This is a genomic window from Flavobacterium panici (genome assembly GCF_024499525.1).
Classification (GTDB): Bacteria; Bacteroidota; Bacteroidia; order Flavobacteriales; family Flavobacteriaceae; genus Flavobacterium; species Flavobacterium panici.
Genome location: NZ_CP100437.1, coordinates 3,491,968 through 3,513,980 on the forward strand (window position 1 = coordinate 3,491,968; position 22,013 = coordinate 3,513,980).

The window sequence follows — 22,013 nt, forward strand, 5'->3', positions numbered from 1 at the left end:
AAGCATGTTTAGAAAAAAAGTATTGTTAAGCACAGTAGTTGTTATGGCTTTTCTAGGAGGAGAATTTACAGAAGCTCAGACTAATACAGGTAAACCAAAAAAGGTTAAAGAAAGCCTGACAGAAAAATTCGCAAATGTTTCGCCGAAACTTAACTCGGATAATGCAAATCCTTTATTAGATTTTATGTTTACGGCCGACCCGACAGCTGTAGAATACAATGGAAGAATTTATGTGTATGGCACAAATGATAACCAACAGTATGAGCATGTAGGAAAGGATGGGAAAAATTCATACGAACATATTCATACACTGGTCATGATGTCTACCGATGATATGGTCAACTGGACTTATCACGGTCTCATCGATACTGCAAAGCTTGCACCATGGAGTCAGAATTCCTGGGCGCCTTCTATTACATCCAGATTGGAGGCAGATGGTAAGACGCACTTCTATTTGTATTACTCCAATAGCGGTATTGGCACAGCCATGCTTACTTCAACCTCTCCTGTTGGCCCGTGGGCTGACCCGCTGGGAAAGAATATAATCGACCGTTCTGTTCCCGGTGTAGATTGCGAAGCGCCATTTGATCCCGGAGTTGTGATTGACGACCAGGGTGCAGGCTGGCTGACTTTTGGAGGAGGAACACCTAAAACCAAATATATGCCGGATAATGCCAGAATTGTCAAATTAGGAAAAGATATGATCAGCGTGGCCAGTCCTGTTGCCAAGATACCCGCTCCTTATTTTTTTGAGGCAAGTGATCTTAACTTTATCAATGGAACCTATGTTTATACCTATAATACAAATTGGGAAGAACGTACGGAATGGCCTTATAGCAATATTGATAAACCAACCAAATGCAACATGTCTTATATGACCAGTAAAACTCCCTTAAATCCGGATAGCTGGAAGTATCGAGATAACTACTTTAAGAATGCTGGAGAAGATAGCATAGGTCCCTGGACAAACAATCACACCCACCTGTTTAAGTTTAAAGAGAAATATTATATTACGTATCATGCCATGTATTTACAGGATTATTTTGGTACCAAGGGAGGTTTTCGTAATGTAGGTATCGAAGAAATGCAGGTGGATGAGGAGAATGTGAATTTCCATATGGGCAAAGCAACTTTTAAAGGTCCGTCTCAAATTAAGCCATTAAATCCATTCGTTGTTCAGCAGGCAGAAACTACCGGAGGTACTTCAGGGCAAGTTCAGTTCGAAGCTGCTGGAGATGTTGGCAATATGGTTGCCAAAGGAAAAGTTGATAAACAATGTCTTATGGTTCGAGGAGCTGATTTCACTAAACAGGTTCCTGCAAAATTTGAAGCTAGGGTGAAAGGAAAAGGCAGAATTGATGTATATGTAAATAATCTTAAAGGTAAAGCTCTTGTTTCCATTATATGTGATGGGAAGGAATGGACTACGCTCTCAAAGAAAATAGAACAGAGAATATATAAAGGTACAGCGAATATCTATTTTGTATTTAATGGAGAAGATTTTCTGTTTGATGAATGGAAATTCATTGATTAATCCACTGTTGGTCTTGTAACCAACAGTACTTATGTATCTGTATATTTTATTATTGGTAATAACAATAAAAACGAAAAGGTAATGAAGCTTTTTTGAGTTCAGATGATTCAGAATTTGAAACAAGAAGGCAGAATAAAATTTAAAATGTTTTTGTACAATTAAAATATTAAATATGAAAAAGTATATAAAAATTTTCTTTTTGTACCTTATTTTAGTGTTTAGTCCGGTTGTAACAAACGCCCAGACGTATACCTCAAAGAATGTACCCATCGGCGGAGGCGGATTTGTGACAGGACTCATTACCCACCAAACCTCCGGCGACAGGTATTGTCGCACGGATATAGGCGGCGCTTACCGCTGGGATACTAACAACAATAAGTGGGTTCAGTTACTTGACTGGTTGAGTGAAGGAGAAAACGGATTTTACGGAGTGGAATCTCTTGCCGTGGATCCGCAGAATCCCAATAATGTTTTTATGCTCTGTGGAACGGAATATATAGCCAACGGAAGAACAGCCATATTAAAATCTACGGACAAAGGAAATACCTTCACTTATACAGATGTTACCTCCAAATTCAAGACACATGGAAACGGATATGGACGTTCCAACGGAGAACGCCTTGTTGTAGATCCCAAAAACAGCAACGTGTTATTCTGTGGAACCAGAGCCAACGGATTATGGAAAAGTACAGATGGGGGCGTTAGCTGGAACCAGGCCTGGAATGGAGTAACGAACACTGCTAATGGAAATGGAATATGTCTTGTTGCTTATGATCCTTTGAGCGCTGTGGTAAACGGGGTTACACAAACCATTTATATAGGTGTTTCCCGCATCGGAAGCGCAAATATTTACAAGAGTACAGATGGAGGAGTAACATTTACAGACGTTTCTCCCGACAATAGATTTATGCCGCACCGGGTAGCACTACAAGGGAATACTATGTATGCGACGCTTTCGGTTGAACAAGGTCCCAATATTTCAGGTGATTACACAGGAACCACGCCTGCGAATGATATGGGCAGAGTATATAAGCTCAACACTAGTACGGGAATATGGACCAATGTTACCCCTGCGCATCATCCTACGGCAAAATATCCATATGGTGGCGTAAGTATAGATCCTTCCAATAGTAATAGAGTAGTGGTTTCAACCTGTGGCATGTACTGGAACCAACAGTTTGGTAGCGGCTGGGGAGATTTTGTATTTCTCTCCATTGATGGAGGATCGACCTGGAACCTAAAGATCGGTCCGGATTCCACCTATAATGCTAGCGGCATGAACTGGACAGCCGGGGGAGCGATTAACTGGATGGACTCTGTCGAGTTTGACCTTAATGATCCTTTAAAAGTACGAGTAATAGGCGGAGGCGGAGTATATACCTGTTCCAATATTACAGCCACAAATACCTCATGGAAAAATGATGTGATCGGAATTGAAGAAACCGCACTGCTTGATGGAGTCAGCATTCCGGGAGGTCCGTTTATTTCCTCTTTCGGAGACGTATCAGGCTTTGTACATGAGTCACTGACTTCTTTTCCATCAACGAGGATTTCTCCTTTAGGAGGTCATAATAACCATAGCATTGCTTATGCTGCAGCCAACCCTGGCAAAGTAGTCCGAATTGGTAACGGGGAAAATGTGGTTTACTATTCTGCTGACAAGGGAACGACATGGACGGGCGCCGCCACAAATATGGGCGTATCAGGAAGGGTAGCTATAAGCGCAGATGGAGGAACTATACTGCATTGTCCCTGGGGATCCAACACGACCTGGTATACCACCAATAATGGGGGAAGCTGGTCTGGCTGTTCGGGTGTATCACTTGGAGATGCTGGGATGGGATGTACAGGTTCGATAATGGTTCCAATGCAGGGCAATATGCTAACAGCGGCGCAACGGCGCAACAATGGTCAATTGAAACGGTTGGAAACTATGTAATGTTAAAGAATCGAGCTTCAGGAATGTATCTTGATGGCATGTATAGGAATTCCAATGGTTGGTTGTAGGGCAATATAGTTCTAGTGGCAGTGATGCACAATATTGGACAGGCGAAACAGCAGGGAGCTATGTTAAGTTTAAAAATAAAGCCACAGGTTTGTATCTGGATGGAATGGGTACTACCACTAATGGTGCTAATTTATTTCAATGGAGCCAGAGCAGCAGTTTTAATCAGCAATGGTCAATAAATATAACAGTAAGCCAAAGTTTAAAAATGAATTCGATCTCTCAGGATATTTCAGAGGATTCAGAGCTTTCGATAGCGTTTTTTCCAAATCCGTTTAATACTGAATTTAAGATTGAATCGACAAAATCGAATGAACCCATTCGTGTTAGCATTTTTGATGTTACAGGAAAAAAAGTACAGGAAGCAGTATCCGCTCCGGAATTAAAGCACATGTTAATGGGGGCTTCATTGCAACCCGGATTATACCTGGTGAAAGTTGAAGGAATAAACTCAAATTTCTCAAAATCATTTAAGATTCTTAAAAAGTAAATCGGTTTGTTGAGATTTAAAAAAATATAAATATTAAAATATAAAAGACATATGAAAATTAACCGGTTTATAATGGTTTGTATGTTGTTTTTGAATTTTTTGGCAGCTCAGGAAAAGTATGTATCCCCGATTAGGGAGGGTAACGAACCTGTTGCTGCCGGAAAGTTCGCGCCAACATGGCAATCGCTGCAGCAATATAAGACACCTGAATGGTTCCGTAATGCCAAGTTTGGCATATGGGCACATTGGGGGCCTCAATGCCAGCCTGAACAAGGAGACTGGTTTGGGAGATTTATGTACAACGAAGACGGTGACCAATATAAATGGTTTACGGAGCATTACGGGCATCCTTCCAAAGTTGGATTCAAGGAAGTTATTAAGGATTGGAAAGCTGAAAATTGGGATCCTGAAAAACTTGTAGCACTGTACAAAAGGGCAGGTGCTCAGTATTTCTTTGCCATGGCCAATCACCATGATAATCTGGATCTGTGGGAGAGTAAATACCAGCAATGGAACTCGGTACGTGTAGGGCCTAAGAAAGATATTATCACTGGTTGGTCAAAAGCAGCAAAAAAATATAATCTGCCATTCGGGCTTAGTGTACACGCTTCACACGCCTGGACCTGGTTTGAAACCGCTCAACGTTCAGATAAGAAGGGAGTATTAGCAGGAGTTCCCTACGATGGAAAACTTACCAAAGCAGATGGTAAAGGAACATGGTGGGAAGGACTTGATCCTGCCGAACTGTATGCTCAAAATCACCCTTTGAGCAAGGGAAGTGAAAATGACCTTTATGCTTTGTGGAATCAATGGGATTGGAGCAATGAAGCAGCAGTACCTTCACAGGAGTACTGTGAAAAATTCTATAACCGAACCATAGATCTTATCAATAAGTACAATCCTGATTTGCTTTATTTTGATGATGTTGCACTGCCTCTTTATCCGATAAGCGATGCAGGGCTCAAAATTGCAGCTGACTTCTACAATCATAATATGGCAACCCATAATGACAAACTGGAGGCTGTTTTATTTGGGAAAATACTAACCGATGAACAAAAAAAATGCATGGTTTGGGATGTAGAGCGTGGTGCTCCGGATACTCCCCAAAGTCTTCCGTGGCAAACCTGTACCTGTATTGGTGACTGGCATTACAGTAAGTCTGTTTATGAAAATAACAGATACAAATCTGCAGCGACAGTAATTCATATGTTAGTTGATATTGTTAGTAAAAACGGAAATCTCTTGCTTAATATTCCTGTTAAGGGAGACGGCACGATCGATGATAAGGAAGTAGCAATTCTTGAAAAAATAGCGTCCTGGATGGATGTCAACAAAGAAAGCATTTTTGATACACGTCCATGGAAATACTTTGGTGAGGGACCTGCTTCAGAATTGGTAAAAACTGCTGACAACAAAAGTTTTAATGAAGGAAAAATAAAGTTATCCGCCAAAGACATCCGTTATAATCAAAATGGAAAAATTCTTTACGCCACGCTTTTGGGAGTGCCATCAAAGAATATTTCCTTAAAATCGCTGAGTAAGAATAAAAATGAGGGCAAAATTAAAAGTATTGAGATACTTGGAAGTAAAGAGAAACTTTCGTGGAAACAATATGCTGACTCATTAGTAATTATAAAACCGAAGATTATTCCGAATGATATTGCAGTAGTGCTTAAGATAAAATAAGTAGAGAAACTATACAGATTTGTTTACTGATAAAGAAAAGATTTTTAAGAAATTTTTGCGATTCAGATGCTCTAAATATAGATATATTAAAACCCAAATACAATGAATGACCAATTTTTATTTTTGAAAAAACACTTTTTTGTAATAAGCTTTTGTTGCTTTACTTCTACTGTAGCTTTTACTCAGACGGTTCAGATTAAAGTAAATGCTGCTGTGAACAAAAAAAAGATATCACCATACATCTATGGAAAAAACGACTTCCTTGATCATCCTGATCAATTTTATAAAGATGCTGGCTTGCGTTTTGCCCGTATAAATGGAGGAAATAATGCGTCTGCCTATAACTGGCAGGAAAAATTGGCCGTTCACCCCGATTGGTATAATAATGTTTATGCAGCTGATTGGAGTGCATCGGCGCAAAAAATTAATGCCAACTTTCCAGATATGCAAGGTATGTTTGCTTTTCAGTTACTGGGCAGGGTTGCATCCAATAGTAATAATAATTTCAATGATTGGGGGTATAATCAGGCGCAGTATTGGTCTGGAGTGGGTCAGAATTTAGCTGGTGGAGGTACGCCCAATACAAGCGGAGGAAGTAAAGCACTTGTTGACGGAAACCCTGAGTTATTTAGTAAACCATGGCCAGCAGACTCTTCGGTGGGAATCCTTACTGATTGGTTTGGAACCAATGGTAAAGGCTTTAACAAAGACAAGTTTGTATACTGGAATATGGACAACGAAGTAGATATATGGAACGGAACCCATGATTGGGCTATGCCAACATTATTATCGGCTTCTGACTTTATGGATCGCTATATCGAATTAGCAAAAAAATCAAAAGCCATTTATCCGGGTATCAAGCTTTGTGGACCTGTTACAACCTCTGAATGGCAATGGTACCAATGGTCAGATGAAAAAATATATGTTAATGGAAGGTATTATCCATGGATTGAATATTTCATAAAACGTCTCGGTGATGAATATAAAGCAACCGGGGTTAAATTAGTCGATGTATTGGATATTCATAACTACCCTTCGTACAATAATAATGATGCAGCGGCATTACAAGGACATAGAATTTATTATGATACAAGCTATGATTATCCGGGTTCAAACGGTATTAAAACAAGTACCGGAGGTTGGGATGATTCTCTTAAAGAGCAATACATTTTCAAGCGTATTGATGGTTGGTTAACTGAACATTTTGGTGCAAATCACGGTATAACTGCCGGTTTAAGTGAATGGGGAACCATGTCAAGCAGTAATCCAAGTCTTGAATCTGTTATTTACGCTTCGCATCTCGGTACGTTTGCCAACAACGGCGTTGAATTGTTTAGTCCGTGGAACTGGTCAATAGGTATGTGGGAAACTTTACATCTTTTCAGCCGTTATGCTAAAGAATATAGTGTTTCCAGTACTTCTTCACTAGAGAACACAGTTTCAGCATATACCTCCGTAAACCAATCTGGAGATGCAATGACAGTAATGATTGTTAACAAGGATATGAATGCATCGCGTACTATAACGGTAAATCTTAGTGGCTTTTCAGTAGCGAATGGAAATTCAGAAACATTACAGATTGCTGCACTGCCGACAACAGAAACCTTTGTATCTCACACTAATAATGCCTTAAAAAAGAGTACTGTAAGCGTTAATTCAAGTACATTTACCATTACGGTGCCTGCTTTGTCTACAACTGCAGTTTTGCTTAAGACAGCAACTACATTGTCAGTAGATGATGTAAATACACTACCAGTTAGTGAAACAGTAATGCTTTATCCTAATCCTGCAAACGATAAACTTCAGATAAAATTTAATTTAACAATTACAGAACCAACCCAATTAACAGTGTATAATATGGCAGGGCAAAAACTAAAAGTTATGAATGTAAATAGTGATCCCGAAGTTATACAAGTTCTTGATGTTAGTAAATTTTCTGTCGGTTCGTATTTTTTATTAGTAAAAAACAGCAGGTATAAAAGAAGTATTCCTTTTATAATTAGCCGATAAATCAATTTAAAAGTATTAACCGGAATACTAAATCTAATAAAATAGAATGAAATATAAACTTACTCCGGTTTTAGCACTTGTTTTTAGTGTTATAAATGCACAAACAGGCCAAAAATATCACCAATGGGCATCAACACCGCCTCTTGGATGGAACAGCTGGGATTGTTTTGGAACAACCGTTACTGAACAACAGGTAAAAGAACAGGCAGATGCGATGGCAAAATACCTTTTACCCAGCGGATACAAATATCTCACAGTAGATATTCAATGGTATGAGTCTGAATCAAAAGGACATGCTTACGACCCGAAGGCAACACTTACCATGGATGAATATGGCCGCTTAACTCCCGGCCTGAAAAAATTTCCTTCAGCTGCTGATGGAAAAGGATTCAAACACCTTGCCGACTATGTGCACTCTAAAGGACTGAAATTTGGTATTCATATCATGCGCGGAATTCCTCGTCAGGCTGTCGAAAAAAATACTCCGGTACTCGGAACAAACATAAAAGCTCAGGATATTGTTATTAAAAGTTCTATTTGTCCATGGAATCCTGATATGTACGGCGTTAATGCTAATAGTCCAGAGGGTCAGGCTTACTATAATTCTATTGTACAGATGTATGCCGACTGGGGCGTTGATTTTATCAAATGTGACGATATTTCACGACCTTACGATGATGTGCAAAAGGCAGAAATTGAAGCTCTTCGCAAAGCAATAGACAAAACTGGGAGACATATTCTGTTAAGTTTATCGCCGGGAGCAACTCCGGTTAAAATGGGCGAGCATGTTATGAATCATGCCAATATGTGGCGTATCACCGATGATTTTTGGGATCGCTGGGGGCTGCTGCAAGGCATGTTTGAACGACTGGATGTGTGGACACCATTTCGTGGACCCGGACATTTCCCAGATGCCGATATGTTACCCATAGGAATTGTAGAATTCAAACGTCCAACTAATTTCACCCAAAACGAACAATATACGCTTATGAGCCTTTGGGCTATTGGTCGTTCACCGCTTATTTTTGGTGGAGACATGACCAAGCTCGACGATTTTACCAAGGAAATGCTCACCAATCCCGAAATGCTCAAAGTAAATCAACAAAGTATAAATAACCGTCAGGTGTCGCGCGAAAAGAATCTGATTGTCTGGACAGCCGACGTACCCAATAGCAAAGACAAATATGTGGCTCTTTTTAATGCGCAAAGCAAGGGAGAGAATATTGATTTCAACAATGCCGATTATATAAGTCCAATAATTGCCGGCAAAGGAAGTTCGCAAAAGGTAGAAGTATCGGTAAAAGAGGGTAAAAAACTTATTCTTTTTGTGAAAGATGGCGGAAACACTAATGATTGGGATCATATTATTTGGGTAGACCCTGTACTTCACGGTTCCAAAGGCGATTTAAAACTGACTAGCCTCAAATGGCTGAGCGCAACCTCGGGCTGGGGAGAAGCGAATGTCAATCGTACCTGCGACAATAACCCAATTATTATAAATAATGAGACACGAGAGGGCATTGGTGCTCATGCAGAGTCTGTGATCATTTATCAATTGCCTGAAGGATATGATTCTTTTACCGCAACCGGCTACGTAACGCAGGAAATAGGCTCAGTGAATTTTGGGGTTTTGGTTGATAAAGGAACTTTAGATATTCCTGATAACGAAAATGTAAAAGTAAACTTTGAGGACATTGGTATAAAAGGCAAAGCAAAAGTGCACGATTTGTGGAGCCACAAAGATCTCGGAACTTTTAATGGAAACTTTGAGCGAGAATTGCCACAACATGGGGCAGGACTATATAAGATAACTCCTTTGCGATAAGATAATAATTTTCTGCAAAGTGTTGTAAAGCCTTTGTTATAATTATGCAATAGCATATCGATAAAAGAATACTATATCCAATAATTCAATTAGAAATACAAACAAAACAAAATGAATAACTTAAATTCATATAAAAAGCAATATCTCCCAAAACAGCTAGTATTCGCATTTATACTATTTATAAGCTTTTCTTCAGGATATGCGCAAAATAGGATGGAAAGGAAAAAGTTATTTGATAATGACTGGAAATTCTTTTTAGGTGATGCTCCTGAAGCCAAAGCAAATGATTTCAATGATCAAAGCTGGCGTAAACTCGATTTGCCACACGATTGGAGTATCGAAGGAAAAATTCATCCTAAAAATACTACTGGTGGAGGTGGCGGATATTTTCCGTCAGGAATTGGCTGGTATCGCAAAACCTTTCAGGTGCCGAACAACTGGAAGGAAAAAAAAGCTTCTATCTATTTTGAAGGTGTTTATATGAATTCTGAAGTTTTTATCAACGGAGAATCGCTAGGTGTTTATCCTTATGGTTATTCATCATTCAGTTATGATCTTACACCATATTTGATTTTTGGAAAAGAAAATGTTATTGCAGTACGTGTCGACAATTCACAGCAAATGAACAGCCGATGGTACAGTGGATCAGGAATTTATCGCCATGTATGGATGATGGTTACAGATCCTGTACATGTTGCAAATTGGGGAGTTGCTATTTCAACTCCTGAGGTATCTTCAAAAAAGGCGACTGTACTGGTAAAAACCAAGGTTAAAAATGAAACAGCATCGCCACAGAGAATTGTTGTTTCAACTTATTTGCTAAATAAAAGTTCTAAAAGTGTTGGAAATAATCAAACAAAGGTTGAGGTTCCTGCCAACGGCGAGAAGAAAATAACGCAAACCATACAAGTGTCAAATCCGATGCTTTGGACACCAGAAACGCCGAATTTATATCAGGCTCAGATTCAGATATCAAAAGATAAAAAAGTGCTGGACGATTCAAAAACCAATTTTGGTATCCGTTCTCTAAAATTTACTATCGAAAAGGGGTTTCAATTGAATGGAAAAACAGTAAAAATAAACGGTGGATGCGTTCATCATGATAACGGCTGCTTAGGCGCTGCAGCTTTTGACCGTGCCGAAGAGCGCAAAGTAGAATTACTTAAGGCTGGCGGATTCAATGCAGTGAGAACTTCTCACAATCCGCCTTCTGAAGCGTTCCTTGATGCCTGCGATAAATTAGGTTTACTGGTAATGGACGAATCTTTTGATTGCTGGAAAATTGGGAAAAACACCAACGATTATGCAAAATATTTTGATCAATGGTGGAAGAAAGATTTGCAGTCCATGATTTTGAGGGATCAAAACCATCCCGCTATCGTGATGTGGAGCATAGGTAACGAAATTGTTGAACGAGGAAAACCGGAGGCTGTTGAAACAGCTAAAATGCTTTTGCAGGAAATAAAAAAAATAGACACGACAAGGCCTGTAACTTCTGCAGTTGTGAATTTAGACAAATGGGAAAACCTGGATCCTTTGATAAACGTTCACGATGTTGCTGGTTATAATTACAACCTGCATACTACTCCCGACGACCATAAAAGAGTGCCTTCGCGTATCATAGTGCAAACGGAATCCTATCCTAAAGATGCTTTTAACAATTGGAAATTGGTACAGGAAAACAATTACGTAATAGGAGATTTTGTTTGGACGGCCATGGATTATTTGGGTGAGTCAGGAATTGGTCGTTATTACTATTCGGGAGAAGTTCCCGGGCAGCACTGGGAAAATGATTTCTTCCCTTATCACGGTGCATACTGTGGTGATATTGATTTGATTGGCTGGAGAAAGCCTATTTCGTATTACAGAAGTATGTTGTATAATACTAACGAGAAGCTCTACATGGCGGTTCGTGAACCAGCCCCGGAACCGTTAGAAATCAAAGAAACATGGTGGTCGGTTTATCCAACGTGGGAAAGCTGGACTTGGCCGGGTTTTGAAGGGAAAACAATTCAGGTAGAAGTATATTCAAAATATCCAAAAGTAAGGTTGTACCTTAATGACAAACTGGTTGGTGAACAAAAAACGAGTAAAGACGAGCAATTTAAGGCTGCTTTTTCGATTCCGTATACACCAGGTTTGCTTAAAGCTGTTGGAGTAGAAGGTGATAAGGAAACAGAATCAGTTATATTACAAACTGCCGGTGATGACGCAAAAATAAAGCTTACAGCCGACCGAAAGGAAATAGCAGCCAACGGTCAGGACTTATCGTATATAACTATCGAAGTAACAGATAAGAACGGAATATTCCAGCCCAACGCGACCAATAGATTGAATTTTAAAATCGATGGACCAGGTATCATTGCGGGAGTTGATAACGCTGATATTAAGGACTTTGAGAAATACTTCAATAATACTCGTAAGACTTGGCATGGGAGGGCACTAGTAGTAATAAAAAGTAATCATCAGGCAGGTGAAATCAAATTAAGTGTAACATCTGATCAGTTGGAAGAAAATAGTATTTCTATTAAATCAACTCAAAATAAGTAATACATAAAAAGAGCAATGAAACATACCATCACTTTTCTATTTTTTATTTTAAGTTCATTTATTATAAATGCACAGGAAATAATTTCGCCCAACGGAAAAATAAAAGTTATTTTGAATTTGTACGATAAAAATGCTTTACATCATCTTTCTTTTAAAGCTTTATATAAAATCGAAAATAAGTTTACAGAGGTATTGCCTGATTCTAAATTAGGTATTAATCGTGCTGATGAACAGTTTACAGACAACCTGAATTTTGTTGCAGAATCAAAACCTGTTTCAATACACGATAAGTACAAAATGGTTTGTGGCAAACGCCAATTATGCGAAAATTTAGGCACCGAAAAAACATTCCATTTTCAAAATTCCAATCAACAGCCAATGAATATTGTTTTCAGGGTCTATAATGACGGTGTTGCATTTCGTTATGTTTTTCCAAATCATTTAGAATCACAGGTTGCTATTATTAATGAAGTTACAACTTATGTTTTACCGGATAAAACATCTTCTTGGATGCAGCCTTATGATATTTCGTATGAAAAATTCTTCCCACTAAACAAAACAGATTCAGCTGTTAATAAAGATCAGGAATGGGGTTTTCCGGCTTTGTGCAAAGTGAATGATCAGCCAGTTTGGGTGCTAATTTCTGAAGCGAATATAACAGCCAATAATTGTGCTGCAAAATTATCTAACCTGAAAAACAGTAACCAATATCAGGTTACGTACCCTTCTGCCCGTGATAATTTTCAGCAGACAGGTGTTAAGACTACATTACCATGGAATTCTCAATGGCATACTCTTATCATTGGAAAATTGTCAGATATTGTCGAATCTACTTTGATTTCAGATGTAAGCGACCCCAGCCAGTTAATAGACACGGAATGGATTAAACCCGGCGCAGTTTCGTGGATCTACTGGGCAAATAATCATGGTTCAAAGGATTATAAAAAGGTAGTTGAATATGTAGATTTAGCGGTAGAAATGAATTGGCCATATGTGCTGATCGATTGGGAATGGGATGTAATGGCTAATGGTGGAAATATAACCGATGCCGTAAACTATGCAAAAAGCAAAGGAATAAAACCATTGATGTGGTACAATTCAGGAACAATATGGCTTGACCCGACACCAAATGATCGTTTACTTACAGCAGAAAAACGTGCAAAAGAATTTTCATGGCTCAATAAAATAGGAGTCTGTGGAATTAAGGTTGATTTTTTTGCCGGTGACCAGCAAGATATGATGAACTATTATATTGATATCCTTAAGGATGCGGCCAAATATCATTTATTAGTCAACTTTCATGGCGCAACAGTGCCGCGTGGCTGGGCGCGTACTTATCCCAACCTCATGACAACAGAGGCGGTATATGGTGCCGAATGGTACACTAATGATCAGGTATTGACTAATAAAGCTGCAGCTCATAATACCACACTTCCGTTTACACGAAATGTGATTGGCTCAATGGATTATACTCCGGTTACATTTTCAGATTCACAACATCCACATATAACATCTTATGCACATGAATTGGCTTTATCTGTTGTATTTGAATCAGGATTGCAGCACTTTGCCGACAAACCTTCAGCCTACGAATCTTTACCGAAAGAACCAAAAGAGTTTTTGAAACATGTTCCTGTTGTATGGGATAATACAAAACTAATCGATGGTTATCCAGGGGAGAAAGTGATTATGGCGCGAAAGAAAGGAGAGAAGTGGTACATAGCCGGACTAAACGGAAAAAATGTATCTCAGACTTTACTGGTGAAGTTTGATTTTATTGATAAAGGAAATTATAGCTTTCAGCTGATCAAAGACGGAAAGGATGGCAAATCTTTTTCTTCAGAAATAATAAAGATAAAAAAAGGAAGTACTGTAAAAATTGAATGTCTTCCAGGCGGAGGGTTTGTTGGTTCGATCAATAAATAATATTTAATGTATTTATGAAGTATTACAAATAAAATATTGCGGGAATAGAGAATAGTTATAATTTTTTAATCTCTAAACACTTACATTACGTTTAAAGAATCAGTTAATGTAATTAAAGCAATTAAATTATGAATAAAAAAGCGCATAGAAGAGGGTTGAAAAACACGGGATTATTTCCTTTGATCATGCTTTTGCTGGGCAATTATTTACAGGCTCAAACTGCAATGGCCAATGTTGAGTCCCGACACTTATCTAGTTTGAATGATGAATGGCAGATTATTTTGGATCCCACCAGAATAGGAGAATGGAAACAGGTCTGGCTGGAAAAAAAGCCGCAAAAGAAAACCGACTTTGTGGAGTATTCCTTTGATGGCGGGCCAATGCTAAAAGTCCCCGGAGACTTTAATTCGCAATTACCCGAACTGACTTATTTGGAAGGTATTGTTTGGTACAAAAAGGTATTCCATTATAAATCTAATAATGAAAAAAGGTTATTTCTATACTTTGGATCGGTAAATTATTTGGCGGACATATATCTTAACGGTGAAAAAATAGGAAGCCACGAAGGCGGATTTACTCCTTTTGAGTTCGAAATTACAGGCAAAGTAAAAGAAGGAGCAAATGCCCTTATCGTTAAAGCGGATAATCAGCGTTTGCAGAATGGTTTGCCGGGTATAGGATACGACTGGTTCAATTATGGAGGTATTACCCGGGATGTTAATTTGATTGAAACTGGTAAAACCTTTATAGAAGATTATTCCGTTCAGCTAAAAAAAGGAAGTCTGAACAAAGTATTGGGATGGGTTCAGCTCAATGGAAGCAATGTAAAACAAAAGATTAAAATAAAAATTCCTGAACTCAACAAAACCTACAAAACCCAATCAGATAGTAAAGGGTATGCCTTTATAGAGTTTGATTCGAATCTAAAGCTTTGGTCTCCTGAAAATCCTAAGCTTTATAAAGTAATAATTGAAAGTGAAACAGATACTGTTAGTGATACTATTGGGTTTAGATGTATTGAAGTACAAGGAAGTAAAGTGCTGCTTAATAAAAAAGAGATCTTTTTTAAAGGAGTAAATATACACGAAGAAAATCCAAATAAAGGAGCAAGGGCCTATTCTAAAGAAGATGCCCTGTTGTTGTTAAATTCCGCAAAAGAATTAGGTTGCAACCTTGTTCGCCTGGCTCATTATCCGCATAATGAAAATATGGTCAGGGAAGCTGAAAAAATGGGACTTATGGTATGGAGTGAACTTCCGGTATATCAGTTTATTCAATTTTCGGATAGCCTTGTTCCAAAAAAGATGGAGACGATGTTGAAAGAAATGATTCGCAGAGACAAAAATCGCTGTGGAATTGTTGTCTGGAGTCTTTCAAACGAAACCTATCCCGGTACACCAAACCGGAACGATGCTCTTGTTGAATTAACTCAAAAATGCAGGGCAATAGATTCAACACGGTTGATAACCCATGTTATCAATACACAATCTTATGCGAATAACTCTTTTAATGTTTGGGATACACTTTATAAATATTCCGATTTGGTTGCCATCAATGAATATATTGGCTGGTATATTCCCTGGCAGGGTAAACCATCTGATGTAAAATGGAACTTTACTTATCCGGATAAACCGGTATTTATTTCAGAGTTTGGCGCAGAAGCACTTTATGGAAGTAGTACAGGACCTACAGATGAAGCTTCTGGCTGGACAGAAGACTATCAGAAACAGGTTTATATCGATCAGCTTGAAATGTTTAATACCATTTCAAACTTATGTGGCATCTCTCCGTGGCTATTATTTGATTATAAATCATTGGGAAGAATGAATCAGGTATATCAAAAGGGATACAATAGAAAAGGATTGTTATCTGAAAAAGGAGAAAAAAAGAAGGCGTGGTATATTATGAATGAATATTATAAAAGAAGATGAAAAAATCAGTTTTATAAGAAACAATTTTGGTGTTAATTTTCCTGATTACTGCAAATGCTAAAGTACTGGTTGGGGAGAAAATACTGAAACCTGTTGGTATGTTGATTTGGAGTAGATAATGAATTATAAAAAAAATGAACTAAATATCTGTTATGATTAAAATTGCTATAGAATGTGCTATTTTTTGTTATGATGACGGCACTCTTAAAGTTCTTTTATCAAAGGAAAACAATAACGCAAATGCTAAATGGGGAATTTTAAGTGGCATGCTTAAGGATAATGAAAGTGCCGATGATACAGCATCTCGTTTGGCGCAAGAGTATGGAACGGGAAAATATATATTTTTAAGACAGTTAAGAACTTTTATTAATCCAGATCAGCAAAGTTCGGATCGCAATGTAACGATTGAATATTATGCACTCATAAATATTGATAATTATAGATCGAATTTTGGAGCCAGTCCGTATTATAAGAGATGGTGGAAAGTCACAGATGTACCGGATTTATTGTTTAATCATAATAAAATTCTGGATTTAAGTCTTCATCAAATAAGGAATGCATTACGTGAATCAGCAGTAGGTTTTGAGCTTCTGCCAGAGGAATTTACATTATCTGAGCTTACAAATCTTTATAAGGAAATCTTAGGTATTGAGGCTAATGAATTGATTTTTAGCAAAAAAAATGTGCAGAAAAAAATCATAGTACCTCTTGCTGATGAGCAAAAAAGTGGTGAAATTGAAACGGAAAGGCGATATAAATTTAATGTAAGGGAGTACGAAAAGTTAGCAATGGAAAGAAAATATGTGATTTTTTAATTTAATATTTTCTTCTAAAATGCGCTTTTCTGTGTGTTGGGTTATGTAAACACATCATTCATCGAGTGTCTGTTTTATAAAATATTTTTGTTTGAATGAGTTGTGAGATGTACTATTTTATTTTCACATCTAAAATAAGCAATATCAGTAGTAGGTATTGTAATAAACAAATTTTTATGGTTGATATTCCTATAATAGTGTTTTTATTTACATTTTATTATAAAAAAAACAGACTCAATTCTTTAACCTGAGTCTGTTTTAATATTTCGTATAAATTAATTACTAGTTACAGAATAGCTGTTACAGGTATAATTTACCCCAGTTCCATTGGTACCGTAACAGGATGAAATTTCAAATCCATATTGAATATCTCCAACAGTGATATTTCCAAACCAGCCTTTGTTTTTTATCCAGTTATAAATTGCTTTTGCGTCAATGGTTCCATTATTGGTTTTTGTTGTACGTAAAAAGGAGTACACATTATTAGAACCATTGTTTCCTCGGAATACGTTCCAGGTGTGACCACCAATACTTTGGTTTGTGTATACCGGAACAGCAGCACCAGTTGATGAATAATTATAAGAAATTGGTTTTACATTCCCCGAACCATCTGAATTTCCTGTATAATTCAACCACAACATTATTTCATTAGCTTTATTGCTATCCCAAAGATCATAGGCTGATACCCAGGCACCTCCGCTGGGTGTAGTGGCGTTAAAACTAGTACTAAGTGTATTGATTGTATTCAATACTTTACCTACATATTTGGATGAATTTGGGTATGATTTGATACCTGCTGTATTAGGATGATTTGCCCAAAGTCCCCAATTACTATAGCTATTTGCCCATATAGATTGGCTTCCGGCTCCAGAACCCCATATGTTGTTGTAAACAGTATAGCCACCATTGGACCAGCTGGCATATTGAGCTGATGATGACCATGCAGCTTTAACTTCTGAATCTTTGTTTGTGTCACTTGTTTCACAACTCATCAATACAAGGCTTAATACTACAAATAAAGTTGATTTTTTCATAAAATTTCAGTTTAAGGTTAATTAGAATAGTTGTGCTAATGTATTGATAATTATGTATTTGTTGTAGTTTTTATTAAAATGCAAATAAATTTTTCAATTATAATCATAAAAAATAATTATAACCTGTTAATATGTAAATTTTAGTTTTACTTATGGTTAAATTGACTATAAATAAAATAAAAAACTGAGAATATTATAATTTATAAAAAATAAAATTGAGTAACTCTTAAATATAGTAAGAATAATTCTATGAATTTGATTGTTTGTGGAGAGAAAAATTGTTTTTTACTTCGTTATTAGAATTAGATAGAGATTTAGTAAAGAAAAATAGTTTACTTTCCTAGATTGGCTACCCATATGTTTCCAGATTTTCCAGCGCCCATCTCAACATAAGTGATGCTCATAATAGCTTTACAATGGTCTTCGCTATTTTTCCATCCTATTACAACTTCTTTAGGAGTATTATAATTACGGGCAATTACTTCGCCTACGTAGGTGCCGGTATAACCAAGAGCAAAAGTTCTTTGTATGGGACTTGTGCCTTCGGGAGACATATGCGAAAAAAAATCTCGTACATTCATATCATGTGCATAATTGATCGCAGTTTGGGTTAATATCAAATTGCTTAACAATGGGGGTACAGGAGGCATATCATCGGTACCACATTTACAACCCGTTATTCTAAGTTTGTTTATTTCGATCAAAACAGAGTCTGTAACATTTGTATCAATAGCAACAGGAGTATCATTTTCGTTATCACACGAGATAAATAATAAAACGGTAAAAGTGATGTAAATAAAATGCTTTAAAATCATAGCAATCGATTATTAATTTATAATGTAAAGATATTCGTTTCTTATTTTAAGACTTTTCCAAAGTTAGAATTCCTGAATTTGGGATAATGGTTTATTTATTACACTCTTTATGTAGGCATTTGTGTGACTTCTTGTATTGCTTTTGCAGCGATCGGAATATCATTACTTAGTTTTTGTTACTGTATTGAATTATAAATCCGATGGTATGGGTAATACCATTATTTTTAACAAACAAGGTAGCTTTTTGATACAAAAGGATACCATTGCATGACGAAGTTTTAATGAGGTTTGCAGGTGAAATTTTTGATTGCATGACAGTAATTATTACGAACATTTACAAGTTGTTTTTTTAGATCTAAATGGAAGTTTTCCAAATAAAAATAACGATGTCCCGATCCCACAGTAGTACCAGAACGTTACAGGCAAGCATGGAAAGCCGGAGAAAACTTGCAATTATTTTACATAGAATTTCGATTTACATATTTACTAAACAATTACAATTATGCGTAGATTAATACTATTATTGATAGTCTCTTTATCTTTTTTGAGTATTTCGGCTCAATATAAAGTTGAAAAATGGCATATTTATGAAATTACTCTTAATAGTGACTCAAAAGGTAATCCGTTCACTGATGTACAACTAAGTGCTAAATTTACAAATGGTAAGAATATAAAAATAGTTTCAGGCTTTTATGACGGAAATGGAATATATAAAATCCGTTTTATGCCACAAGCGACAGGTGCCTGGACTTATATCACATTAAGTAATTTAAACTCACTTAATAATAAAAAAGGCAAATTTGAATGTTTTTCAAACACCTGTAGCAATCACGGACAAGTAGTAGTGAAAGATACTTTTAATTTTGCTTATTCGGACAATAAACCATATTACCCTTTTGGTACGACATCTTATGCATGGGTTCATCAAGGAGATAGTCTTGCCCAATCAACATTGAAAACCCTTGCTAAGGGATATTTCAACAAAATGCGCATGTGTATTTTTACTAAAGACTACGATTGGAATAAAAACGAACCACTCTTGTATCCTTTTGAGGGACGGCCTTTAACTGATTGGGATTATACGAAATTTAACCCTGCATATTTTCAGAATATTGAGAAAAGGATAGCGCAATTGGATTCACTTGGCATCGAAGCCGATTTAATTGTTTTTCATCCTTACGACCGTTGGGGGTTTCAAAAAATGGACAGAAAAACCGATGATTTATACATCAATTATATTATTGCCCGCTTTGCTGCCTATAAAAACGTTTGTTGGAGTCTGGCTAATGAATATGATTATGTGAAATCTAAGGCGACAGATGATTGGAACCATTTTTTTGAGTTATTTGCCAAAAAAGACCCATACAATCACTTGCGTTCAATACACAATGGAGCTAACCTTTATGACCACGAAAACCCTTTGATCACACATGTGAGCATACAAAATGAAGACACCTATAAAGCAAAGGAGTTAAGGTCAAAATATAAAAAACCAATAGTTTATGATGAATGCCGGTATGAAGGAAATATTAATTGGCCGTGGGGAAATTTATCAGCGCAAGAAATGGTGAACAAATTTTGGCGTGGTGTTGTAAATGGAGGCTTTGTTGGGCATGGTGAAACTTATGTTACTGAAAACCCCGTTAAATGGGGATATGAATCGCAAGATATTTTGTGGTGGTCTAAAGGGGGAGTTCTCAGAGGGCAAAGTCAGGAAAGGATTAAGTTTTTAAGAAATATTATTGAATCTGCCCCAGGATATTTAACGCCAATTAACAATACAGAATTTTGGGTGCCATATTCATACGTTGCTTTTAAAGATGAATATTTTCTGCACTATTTTAATAATGACCAGTCACGCAGCCAAATTGTATATTTACCCGAAAACTCAAAATATAAAATTGAAATTATCAATGCATGGGATATGACAATTACGCCTGTTAAGGGAGAATTTAGTGGAAAAAGTTTAATTCAACTTCCGCAGAAACCTTTTACAGCCTTGCGCATCACTAAAATAATGTGATTCGTTTTTATTTTAATAAAAATTAGGACAAAACATTCGAGGTAAACCGGAGAAACAGTATTATGCCATCCATACTGGCAGAATGGGATGGTTGGCCAACCAAAATTTTAGTCACAGTTGTTTCTTTATTTTCTTTTGCAATAATATATGAGAGCTGGCTTACAGTTAGAATTAGTCCTGATTGGTTGTATGCATGGTTATAAAGTTTCCGATGCAGTAAATTTCTAAATCATTGTCTTCGCCTGCAAAAAAGTATAGCTTCCAAAGTCTATTTGATTTTGGAAGTTTTTTTTTATAATCCATATTTCTGTCCTTCATCACTAAAAGTTTTTTAACTATCAATCTGATGGCTTACTCAATCCCATTACAAATGAGGCAGTTTTTTGATACAAAAGGATACCATAGTATAACGAAGTTTTAATGAGGTTTGCAGATGATATTTTTTACTGAATTACAAGCGGAATAGTAACGGTTAAGGTAGTTCACTTTTTAAATGTGGGAGTTTTATAGTCTCCTTTTTTATTCTTGTAAATACGTTAATCATATTTTATTAGACTAATTGATAGTGATTTTTTTTAGAATTCATATTTCAGAATAGTAGTTATTAAAGCTATAAAATTCTTTGAATAATGTTCATTTTATCTAATTATTAAAAAACCGAATGATATCGTTACTAAAAAACATTTTTTTATGAAGACTCGCGCTCGGACAATGAGAACCTATGATGATCACGAACTTTGGAATAAACTTAAAGCAGGTGAAGAAAAGTCATTTACTATGCTTTTTGAAAAGTACTATGGTGATTTAATTAATTATGGAAACTCATTTTCTCGTTTTCCTGAAAGAGTTGAGGATTGTGTCCAGGACGTATTTACAGATATTTGGTTATATCGTGAATCCTTGCAAGAACCAAATGTGGTAAAGGCTTATTTATTGTCAAGTGTACGAAAGAGAATTGCACGTTTATATGAACGGGATCATGTTTTTAGAAAAACTACTAATACAGATTCAATTGAATTTCTTTTTGATTTTTCGATTGAGAAAGAACTTATTGATGATGAAGCAACTGCAGAAAGTGTTTTCTACCTCAATAAGTTATTAAACGATTTACCTCCACGTCAAAAAGAAGCTTTATTTTTAAGGTATAATCAAGGTCTGGGTGTAGAAGAAATTGCAGAAATGTTAGATGTTAATTATCAATCGGCAAAGAATATTTTGCATCGCGGATTACTTACTCTTCGTAAGGAATGGAAGGGAAGTTTTTCGATTATTGCATTGCTGTCTTCAAGTGTTTTTAAAGTTATTTAAAAAAAATATAAAAAATATATAAATTGGTGAGTACTTTATAACCAAGTTGTCCTCTGTGTTT

Annotated in this window: 16 protein-coding genes; 13 read left to right on the forward strand and 3 right to left on the reverse strand. The window is 36.7% G+C overall.

From position 1 onward, the window contains the following. Positions 1-4 precede the first annotated feature (4 nt). The 11 genes from NLJ00_RS14710 to NLJ00_RS14760 all read left to right on the forward strand — a co-directional run bounded on the left by NLJ00_RS14710 (position 5) and on the right by NLJ00_RS14760 (position 16,772). Positions 5-1,534: a glycoside hydrolase family 43 protein gene (locus NLJ00_RS14710; RefSeq protein ID WP_256634319.1), complete on the forward strand. Its 1,530-nt coding sequence runs from the start codon at positions 5-7 to the stop codon at positions 1,532-1,534. A gap of 172 nt (positions 1,535-1,706) precedes the next feature. Further along, entirely contained in the window at positions 1,707-3,473 is a 1,767-nt protein-coding gene (locus tag NLJ00_RS14715; RefSeq protein WP_256634320.1) for a WD40/YVTN/BNR-like repeat-containing protein, read from the forward strand. Next, on the forward strand, positions 3,449-3,541 hold the full coding sequence (locus NLJ00_RS14720) for a hypothetical protein (protein ID WP_256637477.1): 93 nt from the start codon (positions 3,449-3,451) through the stop codon (positions 3,539-3,541). The genes NLJ00_RS14715 and NLJ00_RS14720 overlap by 25 nt, the downstream gene beginning before the upstream one ends. Further along, on the forward strand, positions 3,532-4,029 hold the full coding sequence (locus NLJ00_RS14725; RefSeq protein ID WP_256634321.1) for an RICIN domain-containing protein: 498 nt from the start codon (positions 3,532-3,534) through the stop codon (positions 4,027-4,029). The genes NLJ00_RS14720 and NLJ00_RS14725 overlap by 10 nt, the downstream gene beginning before the upstream one ends. A gap of 51 nt (positions 4,030-4,080) precedes the next feature. Continuing rightward, the gene (locus tag NLJ00_RS14730; protein ID WP_256634322.1) at positions 4,081-5,715 is read left to right on the forward strand and encodes an alpha-L-fucosidase; all 1,635 of its coding nucleotides are present in this window, start codon (positions 4,081-4,083) and stop codon (positions 5,713-5,715) included. 102 nt (positions 5,716-5,817) lie between these two features. Next, a complete protein-coding gene (locus NLJ00_RS14735) occupies positions 5,818-7,725 on the forward strand; it encodes a glycoside hydrolase family 44 protein (protein WP_256634323.1) in 1,908 nt (635 codons plus the stop codon). A 46-nt stretch (positions 7,726-7,771) separates the two neighbouring features. After that, positions 7,772-9,550: an NPCBM/NEW2 domain-containing protein gene (locus NLJ00_RS14740; RefSeq protein ID WP_256634324.1), complete on the forward strand. Its 1,779-nt coding sequence runs from the start codon at positions 7,772-7,774 to the stop codon at positions 9,548-9,550. A gap of 213 nt (positions 9,551-9,763) precedes the next feature. Beyond that, positions 9,764-12,100 (forward strand): sugar-binding domain-containing protein, encoded by a 2,337-nt coding sequence (locus NLJ00_RS14745; protein ID WP_256634325.1) that lies wholly within the window; start codon positions 9,764-9,766, stop codon positions 12,098-12,100. A 15-nt stretch (positions 12,101-12,115) separates the two neighbouring features. Next, a complete protein-coding gene (locus NLJ00_RS14750) occupies positions 12,116-14,026 on the forward strand; it encodes a glycoside hydrolase family 97 protein (protein ID WP_256634326.1) in 1,911 nt (636 codons plus the stop codon). 128 nt (positions 14,027-14,154) lie between these two features. After that, positions 14,155-15,957, forward strand: a complete 1,803-nt coding sequence (locus tag NLJ00_RS14755) for a glycoside hydrolase family 2 protein (protein ID WP_256634327.1) — start codon at positions 14,155-14,157, stop codon at positions 15,955-15,957. A gap of 152 nt (positions 15,958-16,109) precedes the next feature. Further along, positions 16,110-16,772 carry an NUDIX hydrolase gene (locus NLJ00_RS14760; protein WP_256634328.1) on the forward strand — a complete coding sequence of 221 codons (663 nt, stop codon included), beginning with the start codon at positions 16,110-16,112 and terminating at the stop codon, positions 16,770-16,772. Positions 16,773-17,047: 275 nt separating this feature from the next. On the opposite strand, the gene NLJ00_RS14765 is transcribed toward NLJ00_RS14760, so the two are convergent. Beyond that, positions 17,048-17,806 (reverse strand): GH12 family glycosyl hydrolase domain-containing protein, encoded by a 759-nt coding sequence (locus tag NLJ00_RS14765; protein WP_256634329.1) that lies wholly within the window; start codon positions 17,804-17,806, stop codon positions 17,048-17,050. Positions 17,807-18,138: 332 nt separating this feature from the next. Next, positions 18,139-18,621 (reverse strand): CAP domain-containing protein, encoded by a 483-nt coding sequence (locus NLJ00_RS14770; protein ID WP_256634330.1) that lies wholly within the window; start codon positions 18,619-18,621, stop codon positions 18,139-18,141. A 502-nt stretch (positions 18,622-19,123) separates the two neighbouring features. Between NLJ00_RS14770 and NLJ00_RS14775 the strand changes: the two genes are divergently transcribed. After that, the gene (locus NLJ00_RS14775) at positions 19,124-20,644 is read left to right on the forward strand and encodes a DUF5605 domain-containing protein (RefSeq protein WP_256634331.1); all 1,521 of its coding nucleotides are present in this window, start codon (positions 19,124-19,126) and stop codon (positions 20,642-20,644) included. Between the two features lie 171 nt (positions 20,645-20,815). Here NLJ00_RS14775 and NLJ00_RS14780 read toward each other — a convergent pair whose 3' ends face one another. Then, positions 20,816-20,962 carry a hypothetical protein gene (locus tag NLJ00_RS14780; protein ID WP_256634332.1) on the reverse strand — a complete coding sequence of 49 codons (147 nt, stop codon included), beginning with the start codon at positions 20,960-20,962 and terminating at the stop codon, positions 20,816-20,818. 372 nt (positions 20,963-21,334) lie between these two features. Between NLJ00_RS14780 and NLJ00_RS14785 the strand changes: the two genes are divergently transcribed. Next, positions 21,335-21,952: an RNA polymerase sigma factor gene (locus NLJ00_RS14785; RefSeq protein WP_256634333.1), complete on the forward strand. Its 618-nt coding sequence runs from the start codon at positions 21,335-21,337 to the stop codon at positions 21,950-21,952. Positions 21,953-22,013 lie beyond the last annotated feature (61 nt).

Coding starts and splice junctions, on each gene's coding strand:
- NLJ00_RS14755 (WP_256634327.1), top strand. CDS start 14,155: ATGAATAAAAAAGCGCATAGAAGAGGGTTGAAAAACACGGGATTATTT.
- NLJ00_RS14785 (WP_256634333.1), top strand. CDS start 21,335: ATGAAGACTCGCGCTCGGACAATGAGAACCTATGATGATCACGAACTT.
- NLJ00_RS14710 (WP_256634319.1), top strand. CDS start 5: ATGTTTAGAAAAAAAGTATTGTTAAGCACAGTAGTTGTTATGGCTTTT.
- NLJ00_RS14735 (WP_256634323.1), top strand. CDS start 5,818: ATGAATGACCAATTTTTATTTTTGAAAAAACACTTTTTTGTAATAAGC.
- NLJ00_RS14740 (WP_256634324.1), top strand. CDS start 7,772: ATGAAATATAAACTTACTCCGGTTTTAGCACTTGTTTTTAGTGTTATA.
- NLJ00_RS14750 (WP_256634326.1), top strand. CDS start 12,116: ATGAAACATACCATCACTTTTCTATTTTTTATTTTAAGTTCATTTATT.
- NLJ00_RS14715 (WP_256634320.1), top strand. CDS start 1,707: ATGAAAAAGTATATAAAAATTTTCTTTTTGTACCTTATTTTAGTGTTT.
- NLJ00_RS14730 (WP_256634322.1), top strand. CDS start 4,081: ATGAAAATTAACCGGTTTATAATGGTTTGTATGTTGTTTTTGAATTTT.
- NLJ00_RS14780 (WP_256634332.1), bottom strand. CDS start 20,962: ATGAAGGACAGAAATATGGATTATAAAAAAAAACTTCCAAAATCAAAT.
- NLJ00_RS14765 (WP_256634329.1), bottom strand. CDS start 17,806: ATGAAAAAATCAACTTTATTTGTAGTATTAAGCCTTGTATTGATGAGT.
- NLJ00_RS14770 (WP_256634330.1), bottom strand. CDS start 18,621: ATGATTTTAAAGCATTTTATTTACATCACTTTTACCGTTTTATTATTT.
- NLJ00_RS14760 (WP_256634328.1), top strand. CDS start 16,110: ATGATTAAAATTGCTATAGAATGTGCTATTTTTTGTTATGATGACGGC.
- NLJ00_RS14775 (WP_256634331.1), top strand. CDS start 19,124: ATGCGTAGATTAATACTATTATTGATAGTCTCTTTATCTTTTTTGAGT.
- NLJ00_RS14745 (WP_256634325.1), top strand. CDS start 9,764: ATGGAAAGGAAAAAGTTATTTGATAATGACTGGAAATTCTTTTTAGGT.